The sequence below is a fragment of the uncultured Streptococcus sp. genome (genome assembly GCF_963536705.1).
GTDB lineage: Bacteria > Bacillota > Bacilli > Lactobacillales > Streptococcaceae > Streptococcus.
Window position 1 is genome coordinate 13,060 of the sequence record NZ_CAUTAP010000005.1, and the last position, 24,624, is coordinate 37,683.

Consider the following 24,624-nt stretch of genomic DNA (forward strand, 5'->3'; position numbering starts at 1 on the left):
ATGTTGGTGTTAGTCATTTTATTTGCCCTTATCAGTCTGTTTCTGGCCATTGGTTTCGTACGCTATCATCTGGCGGTCAAGGATGTGGCACAGCAGATTCGTCGGAAGCGACAGACAGGGAGCCAGAATCGTCTGGCTCCTGCTGCTCATGCCCCCAGTATTTTGGAGTTGACAGAGGAAGCAGAGATGCTCTTTCGGGAGCTAGATAAGACGACCTTTGTCGTCCAGCAGGAAAAGAAGACACTGGATATGGCTATCAGTAATATCGCCCATGATATCCGCACCCCTCTGACCATTGCCAGTGGCTATACGCAGCAGCTGCTGAAGGATGATAGTCAGGAAAGTCAGCAGCTAATCAAAATTGCAGATAGTCTGGGAATGGTGTCCAAACGGCTGGAAGCCTTGATGGAGTACCGCCGGCTGATGGAGGGTGCCATTCGAGCCAATGTCCAGCCGACAGATATATCCCAGCTAGTAACTCAGCAGCTTTTTACTTATTATGATGCCTTTCAGAAAGCCCAGATTGACCTGCAGGTAGAGCTGGCTGAAGGTCTAGAGCTAGAGACAGACCCAGAAATTCTAGAGCGCATTGTTCAGAATATGATAAGCAATGTCCTCAAGCACGGTCGTAAGGCTGCAAGTATTTCTTTGAAAAAAGAGGGCGAGCATTGTATCTTTACCGTCAAAAATATCGTCCAGCAGCCTATCCAATATCTGGATAAGCTGACCAATCGCTTTTACTCAGAAAATCTATCCAGCAGTGAGGAGTCTTCAGGGTTGGGGCTCTACATCACCCAGCAGTTAGTCGAAATCCTAGGCGGGGACTTGACAATGAAAGCCGAGGACGACTGGTTTGAACTGGTTGTGACTTTGTAGAGGATAGTGTATGATAAGGGAAAATGTTTTTTTAAAGGAGTAAAATGCAACCGAATTATCGTATTACAGAGAAGATATTAAACCTAGTTCAGAGAATTTCTGAACTGACGACTCAACTTTCGATTGAAAAACGTAAGCTGTATTTGCGTAAGGAAAACCGAATCCGATCTATTCAATCATCACTTGCTATTGAGAATAATAGCTTATCACTAGAACAGGTAACGGACATCATTGAAGGCAGGCGTGTACTTGGTCCGTTAAAAGATATTCATGAGGTGCAAAATGCCTATGAAGCCTATGAGCGAGTGTTCAGGCTCAACCCTTATAGTCTGGATGATTTTCTCCTAGCACATGGCTTGCTGACTAAGGATTTAGTCAAGCGGTCGGGACAGTTTCGGCTAGGGGATGTTGGAGTCTATGATGGCGAGGGGAGAGTAGTTCATGTTGGGGCTAGACCACAGTTTGTCCCCAATTTGGTCAAGGATTTATTCAAATGGGCAGAGCAAAGCGAGGTCTCGGCCATTGTCAAGTCCTGTATCGTTCACTTTGAATTAGAGATTATTCACCCTTTTGAAGATGGTAATGGGCGAATGGGACGTCTATGGCAGAGTCTGATTCTCAGTCAATGGAATCCAATTTTTGAATGGCTACCAGTAGAATCAGTTATTTATGCTCATCAGCAGGGTTATTATGATGCCTTGACCATCAGCAATGATACCAATGACTCTACAGTATTTACCGAGTTTATGTTGCAGGCCATACTAGAAACACTAGAAGAATACCAAGAAAAAGCAGATGAAGATGCAGACAGGATACTTCACAAGACATTAAAGCCAAGAGAGTTAGAAATTTATCAGCTGATAAAAGCTTACTTGGAGGAACATTCACAAATAGCTAATGCAAAAGTACAAGAGATTACAGGATTAAGCGAGGCTACAACCCGTAGATATTTGAATATATTTGTAGAATTCGGTCTTCTGAAAACAAGTGGAACAACGCGGGATAGGGTCTATCAGTTAGCTTAAAAATCCGCTCAAAATCCGCTCAAAATCCGCTCAAAATCCGCTCATAAACCTCAGCTAATTTTCGAATTGGCTGAGGTTTATTTTTAGATTAAATCGAAGAAAGGTATGATAAATATGCCTTTTTGTTTTGTGATCTGAAAAGCTAGTCATATTAGCGAGGTCATTTTACCAGTCAAAGTGAAAAATCAGCTAACTGCTCTAAACCCTTGATATAACTGACTTGCAACTGACAGTTGACAAAGATTCCAAGTTCAATCACTCAAAAAGCAACTAGATTTTTTCTTTATTCCAAGTCCAGTCGCTAGAAAGGCAACTGGCTTTTTTGTTAATCTGAAAGCAGAAACCAAGTTTTTGATTTCGGAATGAACGAGTCGCTGTCTTTGAAGATTTGGAACAAAACTTGAGTTTAATTATATTATAAGGAGGTATTCTCATGAATACAGAAACAACTATCAAACCACAACCAAAACTAATTTTGCCGTTCCTAGCTTGGAACTTCGGCTGGACATGGGGATTCTGGCTGCTGGACATTATCCTCAAAAACCTTTGGCCAGACAGTCCACCTACAGCCTATCTAGCTCTTGAAGCTATTCTAAATGGTATTGCTATGTTTGGGCCTATGCTGGCCAGCCTAATCGTACTGAAAAAGAAAGGCTTCAAGGCCATTTGCTCCTATCTCTTTTCAGGCAAGAAAGAGACCTGGCTCTACTTGCTAATCTATGGTGGCGGTCTGACCACCTTCTATGCCCTAGCTTCTGGCGGCAAGCTGGTAGACGGCGCTTTAGTAAGATTTCCTTGGTTTTTTATCTATTGTATTGTCCTATCGGGCGGGATTGAAGAATTCGGCTGGCGCGGCTTTCTACAGCCGGCCTTAGAGAAAAAGTTTTCTTTTTTTGTTTCTACCTTGATGACTGGTATTATTTGGGCCATCTGGCATATTCCTCTCTGGTTTTACGATCGCTTTTATGATCGAAGCCATGATCTTTTCTCAGTTTTTATCATTTTCAGTATCCTTCTCTCTTTCTGGCTTGCTGCACTTTATAAGAAGACCCAGTCTGCCCTTGCTTGTAACATCTTTCATGCACTCTCCAACACTCTCATCCCGACTTTTGTTGGAATAGCTCAAGCTAACAATTTGGATTTTTCTCAAGTTAATCCCTTCTTTTACTTTGGAGGTGTGATTCTCCTGACACTTTATAGTATCTATCTCTGGTATCGGACGGATAGGGAGGAAAAAGCTCTTCCATCTAAAGAAGAAGTCTAGCATTTGATGAAGAGATGACAATCAGACTTTGCAGTTTCTCCGCCTTGTGCTATAATAAGTTTCAATGAAAGAAAGTATAAAAAATAAGAAAGAGTAGGTAAAACAATCCATGAATCTATCAGACAGAATCCAGTACCTGCGAAAAGCGCGGGGCATTTCTCAGGAGGGGCTAGCCGACCAACTCGGTGTGTCTAGACAGGCCGTTTCCAAGTGGGAGAGCGAGCAGAGTATGCCTGATTTGGATAAGATCATTTCCATGAGTGACTATTTTGATGTGACCACAGACTATCTGCTCAAGGGAATTGAGCCTGTAGTCCAGAAAGAGGAAGAGCAGTCAATCAAGTACAGGAGAATAGCCAGTAATATTTGCTATCAGCTCTCTCTTGGCTTTATCGGTCTGGGCATCATCCTCTCCATTATCCTAGCTGATTTTCTCAAGATCAGTATCTTGCTAACGCCGGTGCTGATTGTTCAGGGAGTAGGGTTGCTGGTGTGGGGAACGGGCCGCAATCTATCCGAGGTAAGACCTTCTTTTCAGGTTAAGCTAGCCTTGATTTTATTCTTGCTCTTTGTTCCCCTCGGATTTCTATCTAATGTTCTTTTTCCTCTGGGCAAGATCTTTCCATATCCGACCAGTCTGGCAGCCAGCCTTGCCTTTGTCACTTTCTACCTTATCCTAGGAGTCTGCATCAGTCTGTTCTTGAAGAAGCAAGATTGGAAGCAGTGAAAGAAAGCCGATAAAGAGGGCTAGACCAGAAAGGGTGAAATCCGCTCATCATCCAATCAAAATCCGCTCAAAAAAACTCAGCTAATTTAGTGATTAGCTGAGTTTTTATTTTACAAATCTCTCTTCTTCAGTGTAGCCAGTCCTGCTATTGTAAAGACCGTGATTAGACTGAGAGCAAAGATAGCTGTTTTGGTGATGACACCTGGTATTGAAGCGTCTCCGTAGAAGAACTCCATCTTGATAGCCTTGAACCATTCATTATTGGCATCAACCATTTGACTAGGGAGACCGAGTAAGATGTAGGTCATGATATAGGTGATAAAGACGACACTATAGTTTCGAGTCAAGTAGAGGACAAAGCTGGTAATGCAGTACCAAGCATAGATACAGATGACCTGCATGACAAAGAGTATTGCGAATTGTCCCCAGAAATTAGCTGGCAGGGCTCCCATATTACCGCCGGTTCGGACAAATTCGATGACAATACCTAAAATGTAGAGCAGTATGAACTGCATAGGAAGTAAGCTAGCGATAACCAGTGCTTTAGAGAAGTAATACTGGGTCCGAGTCTTGCCTGTAGTCAGGTTATTGTGATAAAGTTTGTCATTGAGATCAACACCGAGAAGCAAGCTAGTCATGACATTGCAGGCAATAAAGAGCATGCCGATGTTGTAGGAGACGACATCTATGGCAAAAAAGATACCGTTGTCGGAAATGGCGACTTGGGAAGTGAAAATGGCGAGGAGAATTCCAAAGATGCAGAAAGCCTGCACTCCCCAGAATCCTACGGAGCGGAAGAGACGGTAGTAATCCGCCTTGATACTATTAAACATGAGTGTTTCCTCCTTGTTGGTTGATTAAGTCTGTAAAGTATTTTTCTAAGTCTTTGTGGGCGTAGTAGATTTCCCCGATTGGGATGTCGGCTAGGACTAATTCCTTGGCAATCTTGCGAATTTCTTGTACTTGGCCGGAAATATGTAGCTCATCTTCCTTGTTGGTTGGTCTGAGCTGGTAGCCTAGCCTGTCTTGCACTAAATGAGCAGCTTGCTTGATATTATCCGTTTTTAGGATGATATAGTCGCCGCTTTCTCGGTTAAATTCTTCCTTAGACAGCTCCTTGATGAAATGCCCTTGATTGATAAAACCAAAGCGAGTTGCGACTAGATAAAGCTCGGACAGGATATGGCTGGAAATGATGATGGTGATGCCTAATTCTTGATTGAGGCGCTTGACCATTTCTCTAAATTCCTGAATCCCAACTGGATCTAAACCATTAATGGGCTCGTCTAGGATGAGCAAGTCGGGACGCCCCAAAATGGCAATGGCAATGCCCAACCGCTGTTTCATCCCTAGAGAGAAATTGCGAAATTTTTTCTTTCCAGTATCGGTCAGTCCGACATATTGCAGGGTTTCTTTGATGACTTTGTCAGCATTTGGAATGCCCCGGTCGGTACAGTAGTAGCGTAGATTTTCATAGGCCGACATGTGGGCATGAGCTACAGGGGTCTCGATAACAGATCCAGTATGGTTGAGGGCTTTTGTCCATTCTTGTTGGTTCTGAGAGCCCAGAACAGACACGGTCCCTCCGCTAGGATAGATGACTTGCGTGATGATTTTGATCAGCGTGGTCTTACCAGCACCGTTTTTTCCGATGAGACCGTAAATCTCTCCTTTCTTGATGGAAAGACTGACATCTTTCAGAGCATATTGATCACCGTATTTTTTAGTGAGTCCTTTCACTTCTAAAACATTTTGCATGATGTTTCTCCTTTAATTACTTTGTTTATACTTTTAGTATACAAACTAAATTTCAAATATTTCTCAAGAAATTCTAAAATATTTCTAAAGAAATTTAAAATTGGAAAGATTAAAATGAGCCAGTCGAGAACCAGCTCATTTTCTACTATAAATCCTTTTTGTGGAAAGTATAAAGACTTGCTGCGGTGAAGATTGTTCCTAAGACCAAGGCGATTAGAACAATTCTTAAGGTTACACCGTTGCTTTGGAGCGTCTCAAAGTCAAAGCTCATGGTGAAATGCTGCAGCCATAGAGATTTGGGATAAAATTGAGCAAGAGCTCCGGTTAAGGATGCGCAGAAAAGGTAACCTCCCAGGGCAGCAATCATAGATTTACTCAGATAAAGAATAAAGGAAATAATGGCTGTCCAAGCAATGACAGTCAGGCACTGCACAAAGAATAGAAGAATAAACTGAAGCAGGAAGGTAGTGGAAAAATCACCAATACCGTTTAGGATAGCAGCTAGGATAAAGTTGATGCTATAAAAGAGAGCCAACTGCAGGAACGTTACGCAGACCATGACTAGGGCTTTAGAGACGAAGAAACTGGTACGGGAAACGCCGCTGGTTAAAGTATTCTTGTAAAGCTGCTTGTTCAGATCTGTCCCGATGATGACCATAGAGAGGATAATGATGATAAATGTATTATTACCGATAGCGTTGGACACCGCTTGTATAAGCTGGACGGCATTTAATTTGCCAAAGACTGCGCTCAAGGTCGTCAGTAGAAAGATGAATTCGGTAATCCAAACCGCCTTGGAACGAAAGAAACGGTAAAAATCTGCTTGAAAAGTATGTAACATGGTTTTTCTCCTTACTGGACTAAATCTGTAAAGTATTTTTCTAAATCTTTGTGAGCTGCATAGATACCATTGACATGAATGTTGGATAGAACCAACTCCCTGTTGATGTCATTTAGTTCCTGCTCTTGGGCGACAATGTGCAGTTCGTCAGATTTATCAGCGTCCTTGAGCTGATAGTGGAGCTTGTCTTGGATGAGATTGGCAGCCTGTTCTTTTTCGCTAGTCTTGAGGACGATATAATCTTCGCTGGCTCGGTCAAAGTCATCCTTGGTGAATTCTGCGACAAGCCGTCCTTGGTCAATCACACCAAACTTGGTGGCTACCAGATAAAGCTCAGACAAGATGTGGCTGGAAATAATAAAAGTGATTCCCAGTTCTTGATTGAGCCGCTGAATCATCAGTCGAAATTCCTTGATGCCAAGCGGATCTAGGCCGTTGATGGGCTCGTCTAGAATCATGAGTTGAGGCTTGCTGATAAGGGCAATAGCGATTCCCAGACGCTGCTTCATTCCTAGCGAAAAGTTGCGGAATTTCTTTTTACCAGTATTGCTCAGTCCGACATAGGCCAGAGTTTCCTTGATGAGCTGGTCAGGCTGGGCAATCTGGTGGACCTTGCAGTAGTAGTTAAGATTTTGATAAGCAGTCATTTGATTGTAAGCGACCGGTGTTTCGATGACGGTTCCTATCTTGCGCAGGGCTTCATTCCATTCCTTAGAGTTCTGCGAACCAAATACAGACACGGTTCCGCTGTTGGCATGAATGAGCCGGCTAATGGTCTTGAGAAGAGTGGTTTTGCCAGCTCCGTTCTTGCCAATCAGTCCATAAATATCGCCTTTCTGGATCGAAAGACTCACGTGATCGAGGGCATATTGCTGACCATATTGTTTGGTAACTTGCTTTACTTCTAAAACAGTTTGCATGGTATATTCTCGCTTTCTTAGGTTTGATTTTAGTATACAGGCTAGACTTCAAATATTTCTCAAGAAATTCTAAAATATTTCTAAAGAAATGCAGAACAACCAATCGGCTGACTGGCTGCTTGGGGTGTTCATTTTTTATGTTAAAAGATGTCAAGTTCTCAAAAGCAACAAAGGTTTCAGCAATGCTTTGTGAAGAAGAATAGTCATTGCTAGACCTGTAGCTAGTTAAGCTGTTCTGGTATAAGTTGAGGGTCGAATTCTTCTTTGCTAAATTCTGTTACAAGCTTGCCTTGTTCCAGAATGCCAAATTTGGTGGCAACCAAAGAAAGTTCAGATAGGATGTGACTGGAAATGATAAGGGGCGTTCCTAGTTCTTGGCTGATTCGCTGGATCATGAGGTGGAATTCCTTGATATCAATAGGTCCTAGATTATTAAAAGGCTCATCCAATATCAGCAGGTCTGGCTTATCAATAAGGGCGATAGCGATGCCTAGCCGCTGCTTCATACCTAGGGAAAATTCACTGAATGTTTTCTTGCCAGCCTTGGTCAGTCCGGTATAAGTTAGGCATTCTTGGATAACCCTATCAGGATTGGCAACCTTTCGATCAATGCAATAATAGAGCAGATTATCAAAGGCTGTCAGATGCTCGTGTGCAATCGGTGTTTCGATGATAGCTCCGCTTTGCTTGAGCGCTTTCTTCCATTCCTTCTGATTGTCAGCAGAGGAAAAGAGGGCAGTGGTTCCGTTGCTGGCATGAATGAGCTGGGAAATCATCTTAATCAGGTTCGTTTTTTCACTCTCTTTCTTGCCAATCAATCCATAAATATCGCCTTTTTGGATAGATAGGCTGACTTGATCAAGGGACTCTTGCTGGTTGGATTGTTTCGTAATATGTTTAATCTCTAAGATATGCTGCATGGTGATACTCCGTTTCTTTGTGCTTACTTTTAGTTTACAGCCTAGACTTCAAATATTTCTCAAGAAATTCTAAAATATTTCTAAAGAAATGCAGAACCAATCCAAAAGCAATAAAAAAGCAGTCAAAGGGCTGACTGCTTAAATTTATAAGTCTCTGTGCTGAAAGGCTTGGTAACCACCTAAGAGAGAAGCAGCTAGGATAAGGAATAAGAATAGTTCAGAATTTATCTGAGGGAAAACGATGACGAGGCTAGACTGAAGCATAATCAGGGCGAAAAAGACGAGATAGCTGGCTAGGGTGGAGCGGATCAGGTAGAGAAGACAGGTAACTACGGAACTGCAGGTCATAATAAAGAGAAAGGAGCGAAAGAAAGACAAGGAGAAGCTCCAGAAAAAGTTCTTTGGCATAGTCCCAAGTCCGTGGAAGAGGCTCCCAAAGATAAAGGCTATAGCAAAGGCTGCCACTAGTTGAAAGATGATAATTATGATAAGAACAGCTATTTTAGATAAGTAAAATTCTTTTCGAGAAATCCCGCCAGCTAATATATTGTTGTACAGTTTTCTAGTCAGGTCACGACCTAACAGAAAGATGATGAGCACAAGGATAGTAATCATGACAAAGGGCAGGAAGTCTTTAGCAAGCTGCCCGAGAGCTTCAAATCCTGTCCAACCTTGGCTGACTATTTCTTCTGGATCAGAAGATGTAGAGATATAAAAATTAAAGTTTCTTTCACCAAGAGAGCTGATGAAAATAAGAAAAAAGAGCAAGCCTTCTATTAGCCAAAAAAGTTTGGAGCGGACAAGCTGGTAGAGTTCTGCCTGAATAGTATGTAACATGAAATCTCCTCTGAATGATTAAGATTGTTCCTGCTTTTTATAAATCTTTCTTTTTGAAAACCATCAGCCCGCCACCTAGAAAGAGCAGGGTGACCGTTACCACTGTCAGGATAGCCTTGATAACAGCCCCGCCATCTGCTGCCATATTTGTGTTAAAACGCAGAGTCAGATAGATCAGCCATTCATTGTCCGGGTAAAAGATGAGGGGAATAGTCAGTAAGGTACCGCCAAGGAAATAGGTCAGAAAGCTAGACACGATGGAGTGGCTGGCATAGAGTACAAAAGAAATGATGGCAATCCACGTAACCGTGCTGAGAAATTGAATGAAGAGAGCAGTTCCCAGCTGAGGCAAAAAAGAGCTGGGGGCACTTCCAATTCCGTTGGACAGACTAGCGGTCACAAAGGAGATAGATACAATCATTAGGAAGTGAAAGGCTGCGATGCTAACGCAGACAAAGAATTTAGAAAAATAATAGCTGAGCTTAGAGATGCCATAGCTCAGACAGTTTTTATAAAGTTTCCGAGACAGATCCACTCCAAGGACCATACCGATACCAATGATGGTGAAAAAGAGCAGACTGTCTGTATTGCCTGCAAAATAGTCCAGAGCTTGAAGGCCGGTTAGTTTTCCTAGAGATTGAGTAGCAGACGCATTACTTGAGATATTTGCTCCAAAATGAATATTTGCATGGAAGAAGGTTGTTGAGATAATCGCACAGAATAATAAAAACTCAGTAATCCAAAAGCCTTTTGAGCGCATGAGCCGGTAAAAATCGGCTCGAATGAAATCCATCATGATAAGCCTCCCTTTTTCATTTGACCAAGTCTGTAAAGAAGTTTTCTAGGTTTTGTCGTGCATAGTAAATCTCCTGCACCGGTATATCTGCAACCGCAAGTTCCTTGACAATCTTGCTAATCTCATGCGAATGGGTGAAGATATGAATCTCGTCAGAAGCATTGACCACCTTGATACGATGCATGAGCTGGTCGTGAATCAGCCGGCTGGCTTCTTCTAACTGCGACGTTTTAAGCACGATATAGTCTTCGCTCTGTTCTTCAAACTCCGCCTTGGAAATCTCGCGAATCAGCCGTCCTTCCTCGATAATGCCGAACCGGGTCCCCACTAAGTAGAGTTCAGACAGGATATGGCTGGAGATGATAAAGGTCATGCCCAACTCTTCGTTTAGCCGCTGTACCAGCTGGCGGAATTCCTTGATGCCGACTGGATCCAGGCCATTGATAGGCTCGTCCAGTATCATCAGGTCAGGTCTAGTAAGAAGCGCAATAGCCAGACCCAGCCGTTGTTTCATCCCGAGTGAGAAGTCGCGGAATTTCTTCTTGCCGGTATCCGTCAAGTCTACATATTCCAAGGTTTCACGGATGACCTTGTCCGCATGGGGAATATGGCGGAGCTTACAGTAGTAGCTGAGATTTTCATAGGCTGTCAGGTGGTTGTGAGCGACTGGCGTTTCGATGACAGAACCGACCCGTTTGAGGCTCTGCGTCCATTCTTGATAGTTCTGAGAGCTAAAGAGGGAGACATTGCCACTGCTTGCTTCCAAAAGCTGGGTGATGACCTTGATCAGAGTGGTCTTTCCGGCCCCGTTCTTGCCAATCAAACCGTAAATATCTCCTTTTTTTATCGTCAGACTCACATCGGTCAGAGCGTACTTCCGGCCGAATTTCTTGCTGACTTGCTGTAAAACCAAAACATTTTCCATGATCAATTCTCCTTTTCATGATGTTAGGAGAGAAAACTCCTCTTCTTATTAACTAGTATAGCGCCAAACTTTCAAATATTTATAAAGAATTTCTCAAATATTTCTAAAGTTTTTGATGAGGATTAAAAGCAAGTGGCAAATTGTGGAACTCTTAGTCCTCAATCTCCAGCTCGTACAGCCCCCTGACTGCATTGCAGGCATAGATTTTCTCAGCCTGAGCCAGATCAGTCAGCGTTAAAACTCTCTCAGTAGCTTGACCCTCATCCAGTAGCTGCTGACGGTAGATGCCCTTGAGCAGACCCAGTTCAGCTGGAGACGTGTAGAGCTTGCCGTCTAGCACCAGCAGTAGATTTCCGATAGAGGTTTCCAGCAGCTGGCCTTGGGCATTGTAATAAATCTGCTCTTGCTGCTCCAAGGTCAGATGTGGCCGATGGCTGGTCTTGAAATAGGTGAAAGGCTGGTCTAGATTGGCTGTTTGCTCGACCAATTTTGCCTTTCTGAAAGTTTCCGTCAGCGGTAGTAGAGGAGCCGTTTCTAGCTCAATGCCGCCGTCTTTTTTAAGAGCTATACGCAGCCTGTAATCCTGCCCTTTATCCAGCTGAGCGCAGGTTTCTTCTAGCTCTTGCTTTAGTTTGTCTTGGTCAAAAGGATAGGCGAAGTAGCCGGCTGCTTCTGTCAGTCTTTGCAGGTGTTGGTCTTGCAAGGTCAGCTTTCCATTCGTTACTTTTCCGGTAGAAATCAGGTCGAATCGCGGATTTTTCCGATAGAGGACGGCTGATTTTTGCTGGGTTTCGATGTATTCGGATTTCCACGTGCTATCCCAAGTGATGCCGCCGCCAACACCATAGATGGCTTTCCTTCCCTCCAGCTGAATGGTGCGGATGGCAACGTTAAAAATCCGTCTCTGGTCTGGTAGGCAGATGCCGACTGTACCGCAGTAGACCCCGCGGGCAGCTTTTTCTGTCGTCTTGATGATAGCCATGGTCGAAATCTTAGGAGCGCCTGTAATGGATCCGCAAGGAAAGAGCGCCCTGAAAAGCTCTGCCAGCCCGATTCCCTCATGCAGCAAGCTTTTGATGGTAGAGGTCATCTGCCAGACGGTAGAGTATTGCTCTACGCTGCAGAGGCGCTCAACGTGCTCGCTGCCCGTCTGTGAAATGCGGTTCATATCATTGCGGAGCAAATCGACAATCATCATATTTTCTGCTCGGTTTTTGGCATCTTGAGCTAACCATGCAGCCTGCTCTCTATCCTGCTCTAAGGTCAGTCCCCGATTGGTGGTTCCTTTCATAGGACGGGTGGTCAGTTGACCTCGGTGCTCCTCGAAAAAGAGTTCAGGACTGATGGATAAAATGGCAGTCTCGTCATGCTCTACATAGGCATTGTAGGCCGCATTTTGCTCGACGACCAGCCTATTGTAAATAGCCAAGCTGTCCTCAGAATTGAGCTCCGCGCACAGCTGTACCGTGTAGTTGACCTGATAGGTATCGCCCTGACGGATATGATGATGAATAGTTTCGATGGCTTTTTCATACTCTTGCTCAGAAGTCAGCCCTCGCCAAGCTACTGGCATTTCCACTTCCTCATAGGTCAAGGGAATGGAAGCCTCCTCGGCCTTATCGTGGATAGTAAAGTAGAGGAGGTATTCTTTCTGGAGCGGAGCCGAATGAACTTGGAACTTTTCCTCGAAGGCTGGAGCTGCTTCATAGCTGACATAGCCGACAGCATAGTATCCTTTCTCCTGCCAGCTCTCAATCTCTGTCAAAAGTTCCTTTACTTGGTCAAGACGACGAGTCTTTAGCTCCTTGATGGGATTCGTAAAAATCAGGCGTTGACCCAACTGCTTAAAATCAATAATCGTTTTCTTGTGCATAAGCTTATTTTATCATAAGATAATATGAATGAAAACGGATTTATCGGATGAAACAGTCATTCTTTTATAAAGGTTGACAGATTAGAAAGTGTCTAGGTATACTATTTTAAAAAAAGAAAGAATGAGATTGCTATGAAATCAAATAAACTGATATTAGTAAATGGAATTGCCGGTATCTTAGGAGGTCTGATAATCCTTTACGCTTCTTCGAATAGATGGCACTGGGAAATAGTTGCTTTAGTTTCCAAACTGGTTGAAAACTCTGGTTGGGGCGGCTTGATAGTATTAATAAGCTTGCTGTTTTTGGTGTTTTCTATAGCCGGAATATTTCATTATAGCCACGAGCTAAGAGTCAATAAGACGAGCCACGAGCTTCTATTTTGCGCCTCTATCATGGGATTCATCTCTTTTCTATCTATTTTTTCGTGTCTTCTAGCTATCATATCGGGGATTTTTTATCTTCAAGATGTACCAAGATTCAAGAGCGATGACAAAGCAGACTGACCTATGTGTCGCTCTGCTTCTTCCTGCTCGAAAGCCCTCGAAAATTATGATAAAATAAGGAAATGACAAAACCTTAAAAGGAAGCCTTATGAAAAAAATAAATGAATCTTATAAACTAATCGTCTTTGCGGCGCTCGCTCTGGCTCTGGTTCTCTATATCGGGAATATCTGGTCTGGCCTGCAGAGTCTGACTTCGGTTTTTTCACCCATTATACTGGGCGGAGTCCTAGCCTTTATCTTTAACGTCCCAATGAAAAAGCTGGAAGACTTCTTGGACAAATGCCGAGTGCCCCAGAAGCTACAGCGCGGTTTAGCCTTGGTTTTAGAGGTGCTGATTTTAGCTCTCATTATGACGGGGATTGTTTCCATCGTCGTGCCGACTTTGACCACAGCGGTCAATCAGCTAAGCGCGACCATCGGAAAGGTAGCGCCTCAGGTAGCCAAGTGGCTACAGCAGTCTGGCTTGCTTTCCTCTAGTCAGTTGCAAGATTTAACCAAGCAACTGCAAAACAGTGACATTGTCAACCGAGCCATCTCTCTTCTGGGCAGTCTGACAGGCAATATCTCTGCCATCTTTGGCAATTTCTTCTCTGTCATCATGTCTATTTTTCTCATGTTTGCCTTCTTGAGCAGCAAAGAGCACTTGCAGACAATCACTAGCCGTCTCCTGCAGGTTATGCTTCCAGAGAAGGCTGTCAAACGCCTGTCCTACGTAGGTTCTGTCATTGTGGAGACCTATGATAAGTTTCTGATGGGTCAGATGATTGAGGCCGTCATTGTAGGGTTCTTAGTCTTTATCGCCTACTCGCTGACGGGTTTGCCTTATGCGGCCTTGACAGGAGTTCTGGCTGGAGTGCTCTCTTTCATTCCCTACATTGGGCCATTCTCAGCTTGTGCTCTGGGAGCTATCTTTATCTTCACCGACAGCCCTTGGAAAGCCCTTCTTTCAATCGCAGTCTTTCAGGGAGTGCAGCTGATTGAGGGCAATATCATCTATCCGCGTGTGGTCGGCCAGTCGGTTGGTCTCCCAACTCTCTTTACCCTAGCCGCAGCCCTGATTGGGGGTAATCTCTTCGGTTTGGTCGGTATGATCTTCTTCACGCCTATCTTTGCAGTTATCTATCGCTTGGTTAGAGAGTTTGTTGAGGAGAAGGAGGAGAGGAATGAAAGTGGAGAAGTTGCCTAATTACTTAGACGATAAATTTGCAAAATAGGAGCTTAATTATGAAATGGAGTAAAACAAAGAGTCTTATTACACTGCTAGTATTAGCTGGTTTATCTTTGGTATCTTGGACCCTTTATCGTTACTACAATGAGCAATATTACAAACAGTTCCGTCAGTATACCGGTAAAGCTGAAATTGATGACTATGAAATCATTGCGGATGGTGCAGGAGCTATTGTCCATTGGACTTCAACGACTCCGGAAGAAGATAAAAAGATGGATGAATTTGGCAATTATACCACCTATCTGAGGGGGGATCCTAAAAGTTCAAATTATATTTTGCACCATAATGTAAAATTAAAAGACGATCCTAAGTATTTAAGTACACGACCGTCTGACGGTTCTTATTGGACTCTCAGTGTTTATCATATTGATGGTAATAAGCTTCAAAAAGAGGATGAACTAGATATTTATGATACTGTAGAGAACTATGATTCTGATTATCTTCCTAGAGAGTTAAGAGGGATTTATCGTTGGAATAGTAAGGAATACTTAGGAATAGACATTCACCATATAAATGATAGACAAGGGAGAAAAACTATTTTTCTTGATTTAAAGACAAGAAAAATTGAGGAAATAAAAAGCTTGACTGATGAATCTCCTTTACCAAAGGTTAGTCTCTTTAATTACTGGTATAGTAATGATAGTGGTATTAATACAATACCTGGTAGTAATCAATTTTCTATAAATAAAAAGGTTCTTGAAAATTCTCAATTTGAGGAAAACACTTCTGCTTACAGGCTATTAGACAAAAAAGAGACATTGACATATATTTTAACCGCTCAAAATAGTGCAGAGAAGTACAGTAAAGAAGCAAGAATTTATAGTTTATTTTTACCAAGCATTAATCCGTTTAAAAATACAACTATTCCCTCAGAACTGTCTGTTGACAGTCAGGAGCATGTCGTCAACTCTAAAGAAGAGTTTGACAGATACTATGATATTGAAAAAGCTAAGAAGGCTTACCACGAAACAGAATAAGCAAGACAAGCTATTACGAAACCAGCGAGAATAAAAAATCGCTGGTTTTTCTTTTTCCAAGGTCATAATTTCTACCTATAGCAAACAATAATTTCAGTCAATAGTGTTGCTAGAATGGGGATTTTGGATTGGTTGATGAGGTTGGTTATAGTTTTAGACTATATCAAACTCTGGGAAATTCCAATTATACAGAGGGGGGATTTTCTGATAAGATAAAATCAAGAAAAATTTTGGAGGACGTTTATGTCAACGACTATCATTGGTTTCCCTCGTTTGGGTGAATTCCGCGAATTAAAATTTACAACTGAAAAATACTTTAGACATGAAATCTCAGCAGAAGAGCTTCTGGCTGCGGCCAAAGAGCTACGCGCTAAGCACTGGAATATTGTTAAGGAAAAAGGAATTTCAGAGATTCCGTCAAATGATTTTTCTCATTATGACAATGTGCTGGATGCGGCTTTTCTCTTTAATGTGGTGCCGTCATCTGTGCAAGGCTTGGAGCTGACTGACTTGGAGCGGTATTTTGCCTTGGCTCGTGGCTATCAGGGCGAAAAAGGGGATGTCCGCGCCCTTCCGATGAAGAAATGGTTCAACACCAATTACCACTATATCGTTCCTAAATTTGAAAAAGAAACCCAAGTCAAGCTTGCAGGTCATAAGATTTTTGATGAATTTGCAGAAGCTAAAGAGTTGGGCTTGGTAACCCGTCCAGTTGTGGTTGGTCCATTCACTCTCCTGCAAGTATCTGACTTTGAAGACGGTGTGGCTCCGGCTGACTTTGTAGATGCACTAGCTGCAGCTTATCAAGAAGTTTTTGCAACATTAGCAGAGCTGGGCGCAAAGCGCATCCAGCTGGATGAGCCAAGTTTGGTCAAGGACCTGTCAGCAGAAGAAAAAGCTCTTTTCTTGGACCTTTATAAGAAGCTTTTGGCAGATAAGAAAGGCCTGGAAGTCTTGGTTCAAACCTACTTTGGTGATGTTCGTGACATCTATGCAGACCTTGTAGAGTTACCAGTAGATGCGATTGGTTTGGACTTTGTCGAAGGTAAGAAAACACTTGAGCTTATCAAAGGTGGCTTCCCTGCTGACAAGACTCTTTATGCAGGGATTGTCAACGGTAAAAACATCTGGCGCAACAACTACGAAAAGAGCTTGGCAGTGCTTGAGCAAATCCCAGCTGAAAACATCGTCTTGACAAGCTCATGTTCGCTGCTCCATGTGCCATTTACAACGGCTAATGAAGAATTTGAACCAGCAATCTTGAACCACTTTGCCTTTGCGGTGGAAAAATTGGATGAAATTCGTGACTTGGATGCTATCCGGAATGGCGGCGGTGCAGAAGCACTTGCTGCTAACAAAGAACTCTTTGCGACTGAACGTGTTGGTGAAAATGCCGAACTTCGTGCTCGCATCGCTGGCTTGACAGATGCTGACTACACTCGTTTGCCAGCCTTTGCAGAGCGTGAGGAAATCCAACACAAGACACTCAATCTGCCACCGTTGCCAACTACGACAATTGGATCCTTCCCTCAAACCAAGGAAGTCCGTGCTAAGCGCTTGGCCTTCCGCAAGGGTGAGCTGTCGGCAGAAGACTATGACAAGTTCTTGGCTGAGCAAATCGATGAATGGATCAAGTGGCAAGAAGAAGTCGGCTTTGACGTGCTGGTGCACGGTGAGTTCGAGCGTAATGACATGGTTGAGTACTTCGGTCAAAACCTGTCAGGCTACCTCTTCTCTAAAAATGGTTGGGTACAATCATACGGTATGCGTGGGGTCAAACCACCAATCATCTGGGGTGATGTTACTCGTCTCAACCCAATCACTGTTAAATGGTCTAGCTATGCACAAAGCCGTACAGACAAACCTGTCAAAGGTATGCTGACTGGACCTGTAACCATCCTCAACTGGTCATTCCCACGTGAAGACATCTCTATCAAGGATTCTACTCTTCAAATCGCTCTTGCAATCAAGGATGAAGTTCTTGACCTTGAAGCTGCAGGCGTGAAGATTATCCAAATCGACGAGGCTGCTCTTCGTGAGAAATTGCCACTCCGTCGCAGCGATTGGTATGAAGATTACCTTGACTGGGCAATTCCAGCCTTCCGCTTGGTACACTCTACAGTAGCGCCTGATACGCAAATCCATACTCACATGTGCTACTCAGAATTTACCGATATCATCCCTGCTATCGACAACATGGATGCGGACGTGATTTCCTTTGAAGCTAGCCGCTCTAACTTGGAAATCCTGGATGAGCTCAAGGCTAAGAACTTCCAGACAGAAGTAGGACCTGGAGTTTACGATATCCACTCACCGCGCGTGCCAAATGAAGGGGAAATCGACCACACGATCGAAGCTATCTTGGCTAAGGTGCCAAGCAGCAAGGTCTGGATCAACCCTGACTGTGGTCTTAAAACTCGTGGTATCCCAGAAACCAAGGCTAGCTTGGTGCGCTTAGTAGAAGCAGCCAAAGCAGCTAGAAAACACTTGAAATAATCCTCCTCGAACCTCAAAAGTTGATCTTGATGGAGGAACATACCAAAATTGAAGCAGAGCTGACAATCCTGCAGAAGTTGTTCTCCTAGGATTGTCCTCAGCTATCACTACCATCATTGAAAGGAACTTTTTGTTATATGGTTCGTCGTCATACACCTAGTCTCTCATTTGAAGTATTTCCTCCCAATCCGGCAGTAGGCAATGATAAGATTTTTCAGGCATTGAGAGAGATGCAAGATTTGGCTCCTCACTTTATCAGTGTGACGGCCAGCAATAATAAGTTTGACATTGAGGAGACGACGGTTCGTTTGACTGAGTTCATCGCCAACGACCTCAAGATACCGACGATTGCTCACCTACCCGCGGTTTATCTGACCAAGGACATGGTGTCCAATATCTTGCAGTCTCTAGATCGGGTTGGTGTCCATCAGATTTTAGCTTTGCGAGGGGATATTTTTCCAGATGTAGCGCCTAAGGATGATTTTACCTATGCGACTGACTTGATCGAATACATCAAGACAGAAGCACCGCACTTTGACATCATCGGAGCCTGCTATCCGGAGGGCCATCCGGATTCTCCAAATCAGATTTCGGATATTCAAAATCTGAAGAAAAAGGTCGATGCTGGCTGTTCTAGTCTGGTCACCCAGCTTTTCTTTGACAATGAGCGCTTTTATGACTTTCAGGACAAGTGCATTTTAGCGGGTATTGAAGTGCCAATCCATGCTGGGATTATGCCGATTCTCAATCGCAATCAGGCTCTGCGCCTGCTCAAGACCTGTGAGAATATCAAGCTGCCAAGAAAATTCCGGGCTATTCTGGATAAATACGAACATGACCCAGAGTCTCTGAGAGCAGCTGGTCTGGCTTATGCTGTGGATCAAATTGTTGACTTGGTGACTCAGGATGTGGCGGGCATACACCTTTATACTATGAATAACGCTGCAACAGCCTATCATATCTATAAGGCTACCCATGCTCTCTTTAATCATAACCCATCCGTCCAATCTTTTTAAGATGAATGAAGAAACCACTAATCAGATTCAGTTGCTGTTTAGTGGTTTTTGTTTTATAATAAGGGTAAAAGTTTTATCCAAATCTAAGGAGGGGCTGATGGAGCATTCACTGACCTTGGTTAAGTCTATGCAGTTTGGCCAAGAAGATTGTTTTTTTGCCTTCTGTGGTTATTCAAAAACGGAAGCCCATCATAGCTTTGGGCCGGCTGTCCGGGATGTTTATGTCATTCACATCGTACTGAAGGGACGGGGGACTTACTCCGTGGGCAATCAGCGCTATGATTTGCAGGAAGGGCAGGGCTTTGTGGTGCCGCCGAGTCAGTCGGTCTTTTATCAGGCTGATGGAGAAGAGCCTTGGTCTTATGTCTGGATGGGACTGGGTGGGCATCTCTTGCCTCGCTATCTGCAGGATCTGGGCTTACAGTCTGACCAGTGGTCTTTTGAGCTGACTTCTTTGCAGGAATTTAAGGCCTTGGTCTTTGAAAGTTTGGCCTATGAGGGCAGCGGAATAACAGCTGAACTAGCTCTGCAAAGGCAAGTTTATCGCTTTTTAGAACTCTTGTCCCAGCGTCTCAAGCAGACCTCTTTAATCACGGAAAGCCGTCGGATCAATCCTTATGTCCAGCAGGTCTTGGAACTACTGAGCAGTCATCTGCCAGAAAGTTTATCTGTGCAGGAGTTGGCGCAGAAATTGGCGCTGCACCCTTCCTACCTATCTCGGCTTTTCAAGGATGAAGTAGGCAAGGGGATCAAGGAGTACAGCAATGATTTGCGACTCAATATGGCAGCTGATTTGCTGACGGGCAGCCAGCTTTCGGTGGAAGAGATTGCCAATAAGACAGGCTTTGCCGGAACACAGAGCTTTTCAAAAGCCTTCAAGAAGGCGCGCGGCCAGTCGCCTTTGAACTTTCGCAAGGCTAGCTCTCATCTGGGGCAAGAGCTGTAAAAAGTCACATTTGGATAAATAATACTAGAAAGAAAGGCTTACCAAAAGGGGTGGCCTTTTTTATAATGAAAGTGGAAGTTTGACTGCAGACTGTGAAAGGAGAAGACCATGAATAAGGCGAGTATTTGGTTTAAGGAAGAGTGCAGGCAATTTCATCTGACTAACGGTGAGATTTCTTATATCTTTCGGGTTTATGAGGATGGTAAACTCTTGCAGCTTTACTACGGAGCGGTGGTACCAGAGCGGGATTATTCTTATTTGGTGGAGCTGCAGCATCGGCCCATGACGACCTATCGGAAAGAAGGAGATTTACGCTATTCTTTGGAGCATGTGCGTCAGGAATTTCCAGAATACGGCACGACAGATTTTCGTCATCCCGCTATCTGTCTGCGGCAGGAAAATGGCTCGCGTATTACTGATTTTGTCTATGTCAGTCATCAGATAGTAGATGGTAAGCCTGCTTTAGAGGGGCTGCCCGTTACTTATACAGAGACTCAAACGGAGGCTAAGACTCTTATTCTAACCCTACGAGATGAGGTGACAGAAGTAGAAGTTCAGCTGTTTTATACGATTTTTGCTGATTGGCCGGTTATCACTCGCTCCAGCAAAGTGATTAATCAAGGCAGGGAAACTTGCTACTTGGAATCCCTAGCTAGTCTGTCGCTTGATCTGCCAGATGCTGATTATGACTGGCTGCAGTTATCAGGGGCATGGGCTCGGGAACGCCATATCAAGGAGCGCCCGCTTCAGCAGGGGATTCAGTCTATTGAGTCAACCCGCGGCATTTCCAGTCCCCACCACAATCCTTTTGTGGCTCTTAAGCGACCGGAAACGACTGAATTTTCAGGTCCAGTACTAGGAACGGCCTTGGTGTATTCAGGTAATTTTCTCATTCAGGCTGAGGTGGATACCTATGATGTGACCCGGTTGCAGCTAGCCATCAATCCTTTTGGTTTTGAGTGGAAGCTGGCTGCAGGCCAGTCCTTTACCAGTCCAGAAGCTCTGCTAGTATATTCTGAGCGGGGCCTCAACGGCATGAGTCAAGTCTTTCATCAGCTATTTCGTCGACGCCTAGCTAGGGGCTACTGGCGCGAGCGAGCGCGTCCTGTTCTCATCAATAACTGGGAAGCTACCTATTTTGACTTTAGTGAGAATCAGCTGCTGGAGCTTGCTGAAAAGGCTCAAGATGTAGGAGTGGAGCTCTTTGTGCTAGATGACGGATGGTTTGGCCAGCGGACTAACGATCGCGCTGGGCTGGGGGATTGGTTTGTCAATCCAGAAAGGCTGCCGAAGGGGCTGGGCTCGCTAGCAGAGCGTATTCACGGTTTGGGCATGCAGTTTGGTCTTTGGTTTGAGCCGGAAATGGTCAATAAGGACAGCCAACTCTACCGAACTCATCCTGACTGGCTGCTGGCAGTGCCAGATAGACAGCCCCACCATGGTCGGAACCAGTTTGTTTTGGACTATTCTCGGCCGGAAGTAGTGGATGAGATTTTTGAGCGTCTATCGGCGGTTATCGAAGAAGCGCAGCTGGATTATATCAAATGGGATATGAATCGCCCTCTGACGGATGTCTTCTCAGCTGCCTGGCCAGCCGATCAGCAAGGGGAGATTTTTCACCGCTATGTCTTGGGTGTTTATGACTTGTATGAGCGTTTAATCAGTCGCTATCCGAGACTGTTATTTGAATCCTGCTCTTCAGGTGGAGGCCGCTTTGATCCAGGTATGCTCTACTATGCTCCTCAAGCTTGGACCAGCGATGATTCGGATGCGATTGAGCGCTTGAAGATCCAGTACGGGACTAGCCTTCTCTATCCGCTTTCATCCATGGGAGCCCATGTCTCCATCGTGCCCAATCACCAGACCAACCGTCTGACTCCGTTGAAGACGCGGGGCAATGTCGCCTTTTTCGGTTCCTTTGGCTATGAGCTGGATCTTAATCAGCTAAGCCCAGGAGAATTGGCTGAAGTCAGGGAACAGATAGCTTTTTACAAGCGCCATCGAGAACTGATTCATAATGGAACTTTTTATCGGCTGCAGTCGCCATTTAAGGGAGATGGGCAGACAGCTTGGATGCTTGTCAGTCAGGATCAGAACACTGCGCTTTTAGGCACTTTCAAGGTCCTCAATCAAGTCAATCGCTCTCATCAGCGTTTGCAACTGAAAGGGCTGGCTGCGGATACGGTCTATCGGCTAGAGGGGCGTACCTATACTGGAGCTGAGCTTATGCGAGTTGGGCTGATCACAACGGACGCTTCCAGCGGTCAGCTTCTGGAGGATTCTGAGCAAAAGCCGAGCTATGACTTTGATTCTAAACTCTGGCTATTTGAAGCAGAGGATGAGTAGATAAGATGGGAATAAAAAGATCAGAAGGAACAAGCTGATTAAAAGCTGTCCTTCTTGTTTTTTTCTCTGAAAAAAAAGGATAGTACCATTATCTCTGATAATTCTATAGGAAAAGGCTTTCGGAAAGGTATATAATAGGATGAAGAGTTAGTAAAATAATATTGGCCAAAAGTGAGAGAATTTGTAAAAAATGAAGAAAGCATTTGCCAGATTGGATTATTAAAAGAAAGTAATCGGTAAATGCGAGTAAGAGGAAGTTTTATGACGAGAAAAATCATCTTTCTGGATGTGGATGGGCCCCTCATCAACTACGATAATCATATACCGGAGTCTGCTGTGGTCGCCATTCGACGGGCGCGGGAAAAGGGACATCTGGTCTATGTCTGCACAGGTCGTAGCAAGGCTGAGATGCCGCCGGAAATTTGGGATATTGGCTTTGATGGCATGATTGGTGGCAACGGTTCTTATGTGGAGCATAAGGGTCAGGTTATTCTGCACCAGCTGATTCCGCGAGAGGTTGCTAAGAGGCTAGTCGACTGGCTTCAGGAGCGGGGGCTAGAGTTTTACCTGGAGAGTAATAACGGTCTCTTTGCCAGCAAAGGCTTCCGCGAAGCAGCACGACCAGTGCTTCAGACCTACGTCCTTGGAAAAGGTGCTAAGCCAGAAGAAGTCGTAAATATGGAGGCAGAAGAAGCCCTTCATGGCCTGGTTTATGGTGGGGAGCTCTACCGAGACGATCTGAACAAAGTCAGTTTTATCCTAAAGAGTTACCAAGACCATCTGGATTCCAAGGCAGCTTTTCCTGAGCTCAAGGCGGGTACTTGGGGAGGCAAGGGCGAGCATGCTCTCTTTGGTGACTTAGGAGTCAAAGATATTACCAAGGCGCATGCCATTGAGGTTCTGCTGAAGCATCTTCATGCTGACAGGGCAGATACTCTGGCTTTCGGGGATGCCAAGGTTGATATTCCTATGCTAGACTATTGTCAGGTCGGAGTTGCTATGGGAAATGGCGGAGCGGAAATCAAGGCCATGGCCGATCTGGTGACAGATTCGGTCAGCCAAGATGGTCTCTACAAGGCCTTTGAAAAGTTAGAACTCATCTAAAGGAGATGTGAATGATGGCAAAAACTCTTTATCTGATGCGGCATGGCCAAACGCTTTTCAACCTGCGCCACAAGGTGCAGGGCTGGTGTGATGCTCCTCTGACTGATTTTGGCATCTATCAGGCCAAGGTGGCAGGTCAATATTTTAAGGATGCCGGTATTACATTTGATGATGCTTATAGTTCTACTCAAGAGCGGGCCTGTGATACCTTGGAATTGGTAACAGACGGGAAGCTTCCCTATAAGCGTGTCAAGGGACTCAAGGAGTGGAACTTCGGGACCTTTGAAGGGGAAAGCGAGGATCTTAATCCGCCCCTGCCCTATGGAGATTTCTTTGTGACCTATGGCGGTGAATCACAAGATCAGGTGCAGGAGCGTATGGCAGCGACCATTCTCCAGCTCATGCAAGAGACGGATGGTCAGTCTGTGCTCATGGTCTCCCATGGCGGGGCTATGGCCAATTTTGCCAGAGCTTGGCGGAAAAACTGGCGTCTGGATGACCTAGGTCACATGACCAACTGCGGGATTTTGAAGTTTACTTTTGAAGATGACCAATTTTACCTAGAAGAGGCCATTGGCCACGATTTTAGCGAATGGGAGGGAAAATGAAAGATTTATATTTGATGCGGCATGGTCAGACTTTTTTCAATCAAGAGGGCTTGGTACAGGGAGCTTGCGATTCTCCTTTGACAGAACTGGGGCAGGATCAAGCCCGGCAAGCAGGAGCTTATTTGCAAGAGCGGGGCATTCGTTTTGGTCAGCTCTACTCCTCCACCCAGGAGCGGGCTTCTGATACTTTAGAACTTGTCTCCGGTCGGACCGACTATACTCGCCTTAAAGGCATTAAAGAATGGAACTTTGGTCTTTTTGAGGCTCAGCCCGAACGCCTGCAGCCGAAATTTCGACCAGGAGCCACCTCTTTTGAAGACCTTTTTGTCCCTTATGGTGGAGAAGGAGTGGACCAAGTCGGTGAGCGTGTGCTAATCACTCTGACTGAGGTTATGGAGCAGGCAGGAGCAGAGCCAGTCTTGGCTGTTAGCCACGGCGGTGCCATGTGGGCCTTCTATCTCAAGATTGCAGCTCAAGCCCTGGACCCCAAGGTGCGCTTTGGCAACTGCGCCATCTGCCATTACTATTATGAGCAGGGACATTTTAAGCTGGCAGAAGTCATTGACCCGCTGACGGGTACTGTGTATGAGTGTGAATGAAGAATCAGAAAGATTATTACTACAATAAAAACCTCAGA

The 24,624-nt window shown here is 44.6% G+C and carries 23 protein-coding genes; 14 read left to right on the forward strand and 9 right to left on the reverse strand.

The window, feature by feature from the left end; genetic code table 11:
- The 4 genes from RWX26_RS04205 (at window position 1) to RWX26_RS04220 (ending at window position 3,892) form a co-directional block, all read left to right on the forward strand.
- Window positions 1-876 carry a HAMP domain-containing sensor histidine kinase gene (locus RWX26_RS04205; RefSeq protein ID WP_314579505.1) on the forward strand — a complete coding sequence of 292 codons (876 nt, stop codon included), beginning with the start codon at window positions 1-3 and terminating at the stop codon, window positions 874-876.
- A 44-nt stretch (window positions 877-920) separates the two neighbouring features.
- A complete protein-coding gene (locus RWX26_RS04210) occupies window positions 921-1,901 on the forward strand; it encodes a Fic family protein (RefSeq protein ID WP_111676476.1) in 981 nt (326 codons plus the stop codon).
- A 433-nt stretch (window positions 1,902-2,334) separates the two neighbouring features.
- Window positions 2,335-3,165, forward strand: coding sequence for a CPBP family intramembrane glutamic endopeptidase (locus tag RWX26_RS04215; protein ID WP_314579510.1), 831 nt, complete (start codon window positions 2,335-2,337; stop codon window positions 3,163-3,165).
- Between the two features lie 109 nt (window positions 3,166-3,274).
- Complete coding sequence (locus RWX26_RS04220) at window positions 3,275-3,892, forward strand: helix-turn-helix transcriptional regulator (RefSeq protein ID WP_314579513.1); 618 nt, start codon at window positions 3,275-3,277, stop codon at window positions 3,890-3,892.
- A 110-nt stretch (window positions 3,893-4,002) separates the two neighbouring features.
- On the opposite strand, the gene RWX26_RS04225 is transcribed toward RWX26_RS04220, so the two are convergent.
- The 9 genes from RWX26_RS04225 to pabB all read right to left on the reverse strand — a co-directional run bounded on the left by RWX26_RS04225 (window position 4,003) and on the right by pabB (window position 12,762).
- Entirely contained in the window at window positions 4,003-4,725 is a 723-nt protein-coding gene (locus tag RWX26_RS04225; RefSeq protein WP_314579515.1) for a lantibiotic ABC transporter permease, read from the reverse strand.
- Window positions 4,718-5,650 (reverse strand): ABC transporter ATP-binding protein, encoded by a 933-nt coding sequence (locus RWX26_RS04230; protein WP_314579516.1) that lies wholly within the window; start codon window positions 5,648-5,650, stop codon window positions 4,718-4,720. Before RWX26_RS04230 ends, RWX26_RS04225 begins: the two co-directional genes overlap by 8 nt.
- A gap of 145 nt (window positions 5,651-5,795) precedes the next feature.
- Complete coding sequence (locus RWX26_RS04235) at window positions 5,796-6,491, reverse strand: ABC transporter permease (RefSeq protein WP_314579517.1); 696 nt, start codon at window positions 6,489-6,491, stop codon at window positions 5,796-5,798.
- Window positions 6,492-6,502: 11 nt separating this feature from the next.
- The gene (locus RWX26_RS04240; protein ID WP_314579519.1) at window positions 6,503-7,411 is read right to left on the reverse strand and encodes an ATP-binding cassette domain-containing protein; all 909 of its coding nucleotides are present in this window, start codon (window positions 7,409-7,411) and stop codon (window positions 6,503-6,505) included.
- Between the two features lie 221 nt (window positions 7,412-7,632).
- Window positions 7,633-8,331 (reverse strand): ATP-binding cassette domain-containing protein, encoded by a 699-nt coding sequence (locus RWX26_RS04245; protein WP_314579522.1) that lies wholly within the window; start codon window positions 8,329-8,331, stop codon window positions 7,633-7,635.
- Window positions 8,332-8,475: 144 nt separating this feature from the next.
- Window positions 8,476-9,168: an ABC transporter permease gene (locus RWX26_RS04250; RefSeq protein ID WP_314579523.1), complete on the reverse strand. Its 693-nt coding sequence runs from the start codon at window positions 9,166-9,168 to the stop codon at window positions 8,476-8,478.
- A gap of 37 nt (window positions 9,169-9,205) precedes the next feature.
- The gene (locus RWX26_RS04255) at window positions 9,206-9,964 is read right to left on the reverse strand and encodes an ABC transporter permease (protein WP_314579524.1); all 759 of its coding nucleotides are present in this window, start codon (window positions 9,962-9,964) and stop codon (window positions 9,206-9,208) included.
- A gap of 16 nt (window positions 9,965-9,980) precedes the next feature.
- On the reverse strand, window positions 9,981-10,889 hold the full coding sequence (locus RWX26_RS04260; protein WP_314579526.1) for an ATP-binding cassette domain-containing protein: 909 nt from the start codon (window positions 10,887-10,889) through the stop codon (window positions 9,981-9,983).
- Window positions 10,890-11,040: 151 nt separating this feature from the next.
- The gene (gene pabB / locus RWX26_RS04265) at window positions 11,041-12,762 is read right to left on the reverse strand and encodes an aminodeoxychorismate synthase component I (RefSeq protein ID WP_314579529.1); all 1,722 of its coding nucleotides are present in this window, start codon (window positions 12,760-12,762) and stop codon (window positions 11,041-11,043) included.
- Window positions 12,763-12,894: 132 nt separating this feature from the next.
- On the opposite strand from pabB, the gene RWX26_RS04270 reads away from it, so the two are divergent.
- The 10 genes from RWX26_RS04270 to RWX26_RS04315 all read left to right on the forward strand — a co-directional run bounded on the left by RWX26_RS04270 (window position 12,895) and on the right by RWX26_RS04315 (window position 24,586).
- Window positions 12,895-13,266: an insulin activator factor gene (locus tag RWX26_RS04270; protein WP_314579531.1), complete on the forward strand. Its 372-nt coding sequence runs from the start codon at window positions 12,895-12,897 to the stop codon at window positions 13,264-13,266.
- An 88-nt stretch (window positions 13,267-13,354) separates the two neighbouring features.
- Entirely contained in the window at window positions 13,355-14,452 is a 1,098-nt protein-coding gene (locus RWX26_RS04275; RefSeq protein WP_314579532.1) for an AI-2E family transporter, read from the forward strand.
- A 38-nt stretch (window positions 14,453-14,490) separates the two neighbouring features.
- Window positions 14,491-15,471, forward strand: a complete 981-nt coding sequence (locus RWX26_RS04280) for a hypothetical protein (RefSeq protein ID WP_314579535.1) — start codon at window positions 14,491-14,493, stop codon at window positions 15,469-15,471.
- Between the two features lie 243 nt (window positions 15,472-15,714).
- Window positions 15,715-17,967 (forward strand): 5-methyltetrahydropteroyltriglutamate--homocysteine S-methyltransferase, encoded by a 2,253-nt coding sequence (metE, locus tag RWX26_RS04285; RefSeq protein ID WP_314579538.1) that lies wholly within the window; start codon window positions 15,715-15,717, stop codon window positions 17,965-17,967.
- Window positions 17,968-18,104: 137 nt separating this feature from the next.
- Window positions 18,105-18,983 (forward strand): methylenetetrahydrofolate reductase [NAD(P)H], encoded by an 879-nt coding sequence (metF, locus tag RWX26_RS04290; RefSeq protein ID WP_002896521.1) that lies wholly within the window; start codon window positions 18,105-18,107, stop codon window positions 18,981-18,983.
- Window position 18,984: 1 nt separating this feature from the next.
- Complete coding sequence (locus tag RWX26_RS04295) at window positions 18,985-19,929, forward strand: AraC family transcriptional regulator (protein WP_187759415.1); 945 nt, start codon at window positions 18,985-18,987, stop codon at window positions 19,927-19,929.
- A 108-nt stretch (window positions 19,930-20,037) separates the two neighbouring features.
- Entirely contained in the window at window positions 20,038-22,275 is a 2,238-nt protein-coding gene (locus tag RWX26_RS04300) for an alpha-galactosidase (RefSeq protein ID WP_314579540.1), read from the forward strand.
- Between the two features lie 240 nt (window positions 22,276-22,515).
- On the forward strand, window positions 22,516-23,379 hold the full coding sequence (locus RWX26_RS04305) for an HAD family hydrolase (protein WP_032909197.1): 864 nt from the start codon (window positions 22,516-22,518) through the stop codon (window positions 23,377-23,379).
- 11 nt (window positions 23,380-23,390) lie between these two features.
- On the forward strand, window positions 23,391-23,987 hold the full coding sequence (locus tag RWX26_RS04310) for a histidine phosphatase family protein (protein WP_002907237.1): 597 nt from the start codon (window positions 23,391-23,393) through the stop codon (window positions 23,985-23,987).
- Window positions 23,984-24,586, forward strand: a complete 603-nt coding sequence (locus tag RWX26_RS04315; RefSeq protein WP_314579542.1) for a histidine phosphatase family protein — start codon at window positions 23,984-23,986, stop codon at window positions 24,584-24,586. Before RWX26_RS04310 ends, RWX26_RS04315 begins: the two co-directional genes overlap by 4 nt.
- The last annotated feature ends 38 nt before the right edge of the window (window positions 24,587-24,624 follow it).

Excerpts from the sequence above, each read along its gene's own strand:
- RWX26_RS04205 (WP_314579505.1), top strand. The coding sequence starts at position 1 with ATGTTGGTGTTAGTCATTTTATTTGCCCTTATCAGTCTGTTTCTGGCC.
- RWX26_RS04210 (WP_111676476.1), top strand. The coding sequence starts at position 921 with ATGCAACCGAATTATCGTATTACAGAGAAGATATTAAACCTAGTTCAG.
- RWX26_RS04215 (WP_314579510.1), top strand. The coding sequence starts at position 2,335 with ATGAATACAGAAACAACTATCAAACCACAACCAAAACTAATTTTGCCG.
- RWX26_RS04220 (WP_314579513.1), top strand. The coding sequence starts at position 3,275 with ATGAATCTATCAGACAGAATCCAGTACCTGCGAAAAGCGCGGGGCATT.
- RWX26_RS04225 (WP_314579515.1), bottom strand. The coding sequence starts at position 4,725 with ATGTTTAATAGTATCAAGGCGGATTACTACCGTCTCTTCCGCTCCGTA.
- RWX26_RS04230 (WP_314579516.1), bottom strand. The coding sequence starts at position 5,650 with ATGCAAAATGTTTTAGAAGTGAAAGGACTCACTAAAAAATACGGTGAT.
- RWX26_RS04235 (WP_314579517.1), bottom strand. The coding sequence starts at position 6,491 with ATGTTACATACTTTTCAAGCAGATTTTTACCGTTTCTTTCGTTCCAAG.
- RWX26_RS04240 (WP_314579519.1), bottom strand. The coding sequence starts at position 7,411 with ATGCAAACTGTTTTAGAAGTAAAGCAAGTTACCAAACAATATGGTCAG.
- RWX26_RS04245 (WP_314579522.1), bottom strand. The coding sequence starts at position 8,331 with ATGCAGCATATCTTAGAGATTAAACATATTACGAAACAATCCAACCAG.
- RWX26_RS04250 (WP_314579523.1), bottom strand. The coding sequence starts at position 9,168 with ATGTTACATACTATTCAGGCAGAACTCTACCAGCTTGTCCGCTCCAAA.
- RWX26_RS04255 (WP_314579524.1), bottom strand. The coding sequence starts at position 9,964 with ATGATGGATTTCATTCGAGCCGATTTTTACCGGCTCATGCGCTCAAAA.
- RWX26_RS04260 (WP_314579526.1), bottom strand. The coding sequence starts at position 10,889 with ATGGAAAATGTTTTGGTTTTACAGCAAGTCAGCAAGAAATTCGGCCGG.
- pabB (WP_314579529.1), bottom strand. The coding sequence starts at position 12,762 with ATGCACAAGAAAACGATTATTGATTTTAAGCAGTTGGGTCAACGCCTG.
- RWX26_RS04270 (WP_314579531.1), top strand. The coding sequence starts at position 12,895 with ATGAAATCAAATAAACTGATATTAGTAAATGGAATTGCCGGTATCTTA.
- RWX26_RS04275 (WP_314579532.1), top strand. The coding sequence starts at position 13,355 with ATGAAAAAAATAAATGAATCTTATAAACTAATCGTCTTTGCGGCGCTC.
- RWX26_RS04280 (WP_314579535.1), top strand. The coding sequence starts at position 14,491 with ATGAAATGGAGTAAAACAAAGAGTCTTATTACACTGCTAGTATTAGCT.
- metE (WP_314579538.1), top strand. The coding sequence starts at position 15,715 with ATGTCAACGACTATCATTGGTTTCCCTCGTTTGGGTGAATTCCGCGAA.
- metF (WP_002896521.1), top strand. The coding sequence starts at position 18,105 with ATGGTTCGTCGTCATACACCTAGTCTCTCATTTGAAGTATTTCCTCCC.
- RWX26_RS04295 (WP_187759415.1), top strand. The coding sequence starts at position 18,985 with ATGAATGAAGAAACCACTAATCAGATTCAGTTGCTGTTTAGTGGTTTT.
- RWX26_RS04300 (WP_314579540.1), top strand. The coding sequence starts at position 20,038 with ATGAATAAGGCGAGTATTTGGTTTAAGGAAGAGTGCAGGCAATTTCAT.
- RWX26_RS04305 (WP_032909197.1), top strand. The coding sequence starts at position 22,516 with ATGCGAGTAAGAGGAAGTTTTATGACGAGAAAAATCATCTTTCTGGAT.
- RWX26_RS04310 (WP_002907237.1), top strand. The coding sequence starts at position 23,391 with ATGATGGCAAAAACTCTTTATCTGATGCGGCATGGCCAAACGCTTTTC.
- RWX26_RS04315 (WP_314579542.1), top strand. The coding sequence starts at position 23,984 with ATGAAAGATTTATATTTGATGCGGCATGGTCAGACTTTTTTCAATCAA.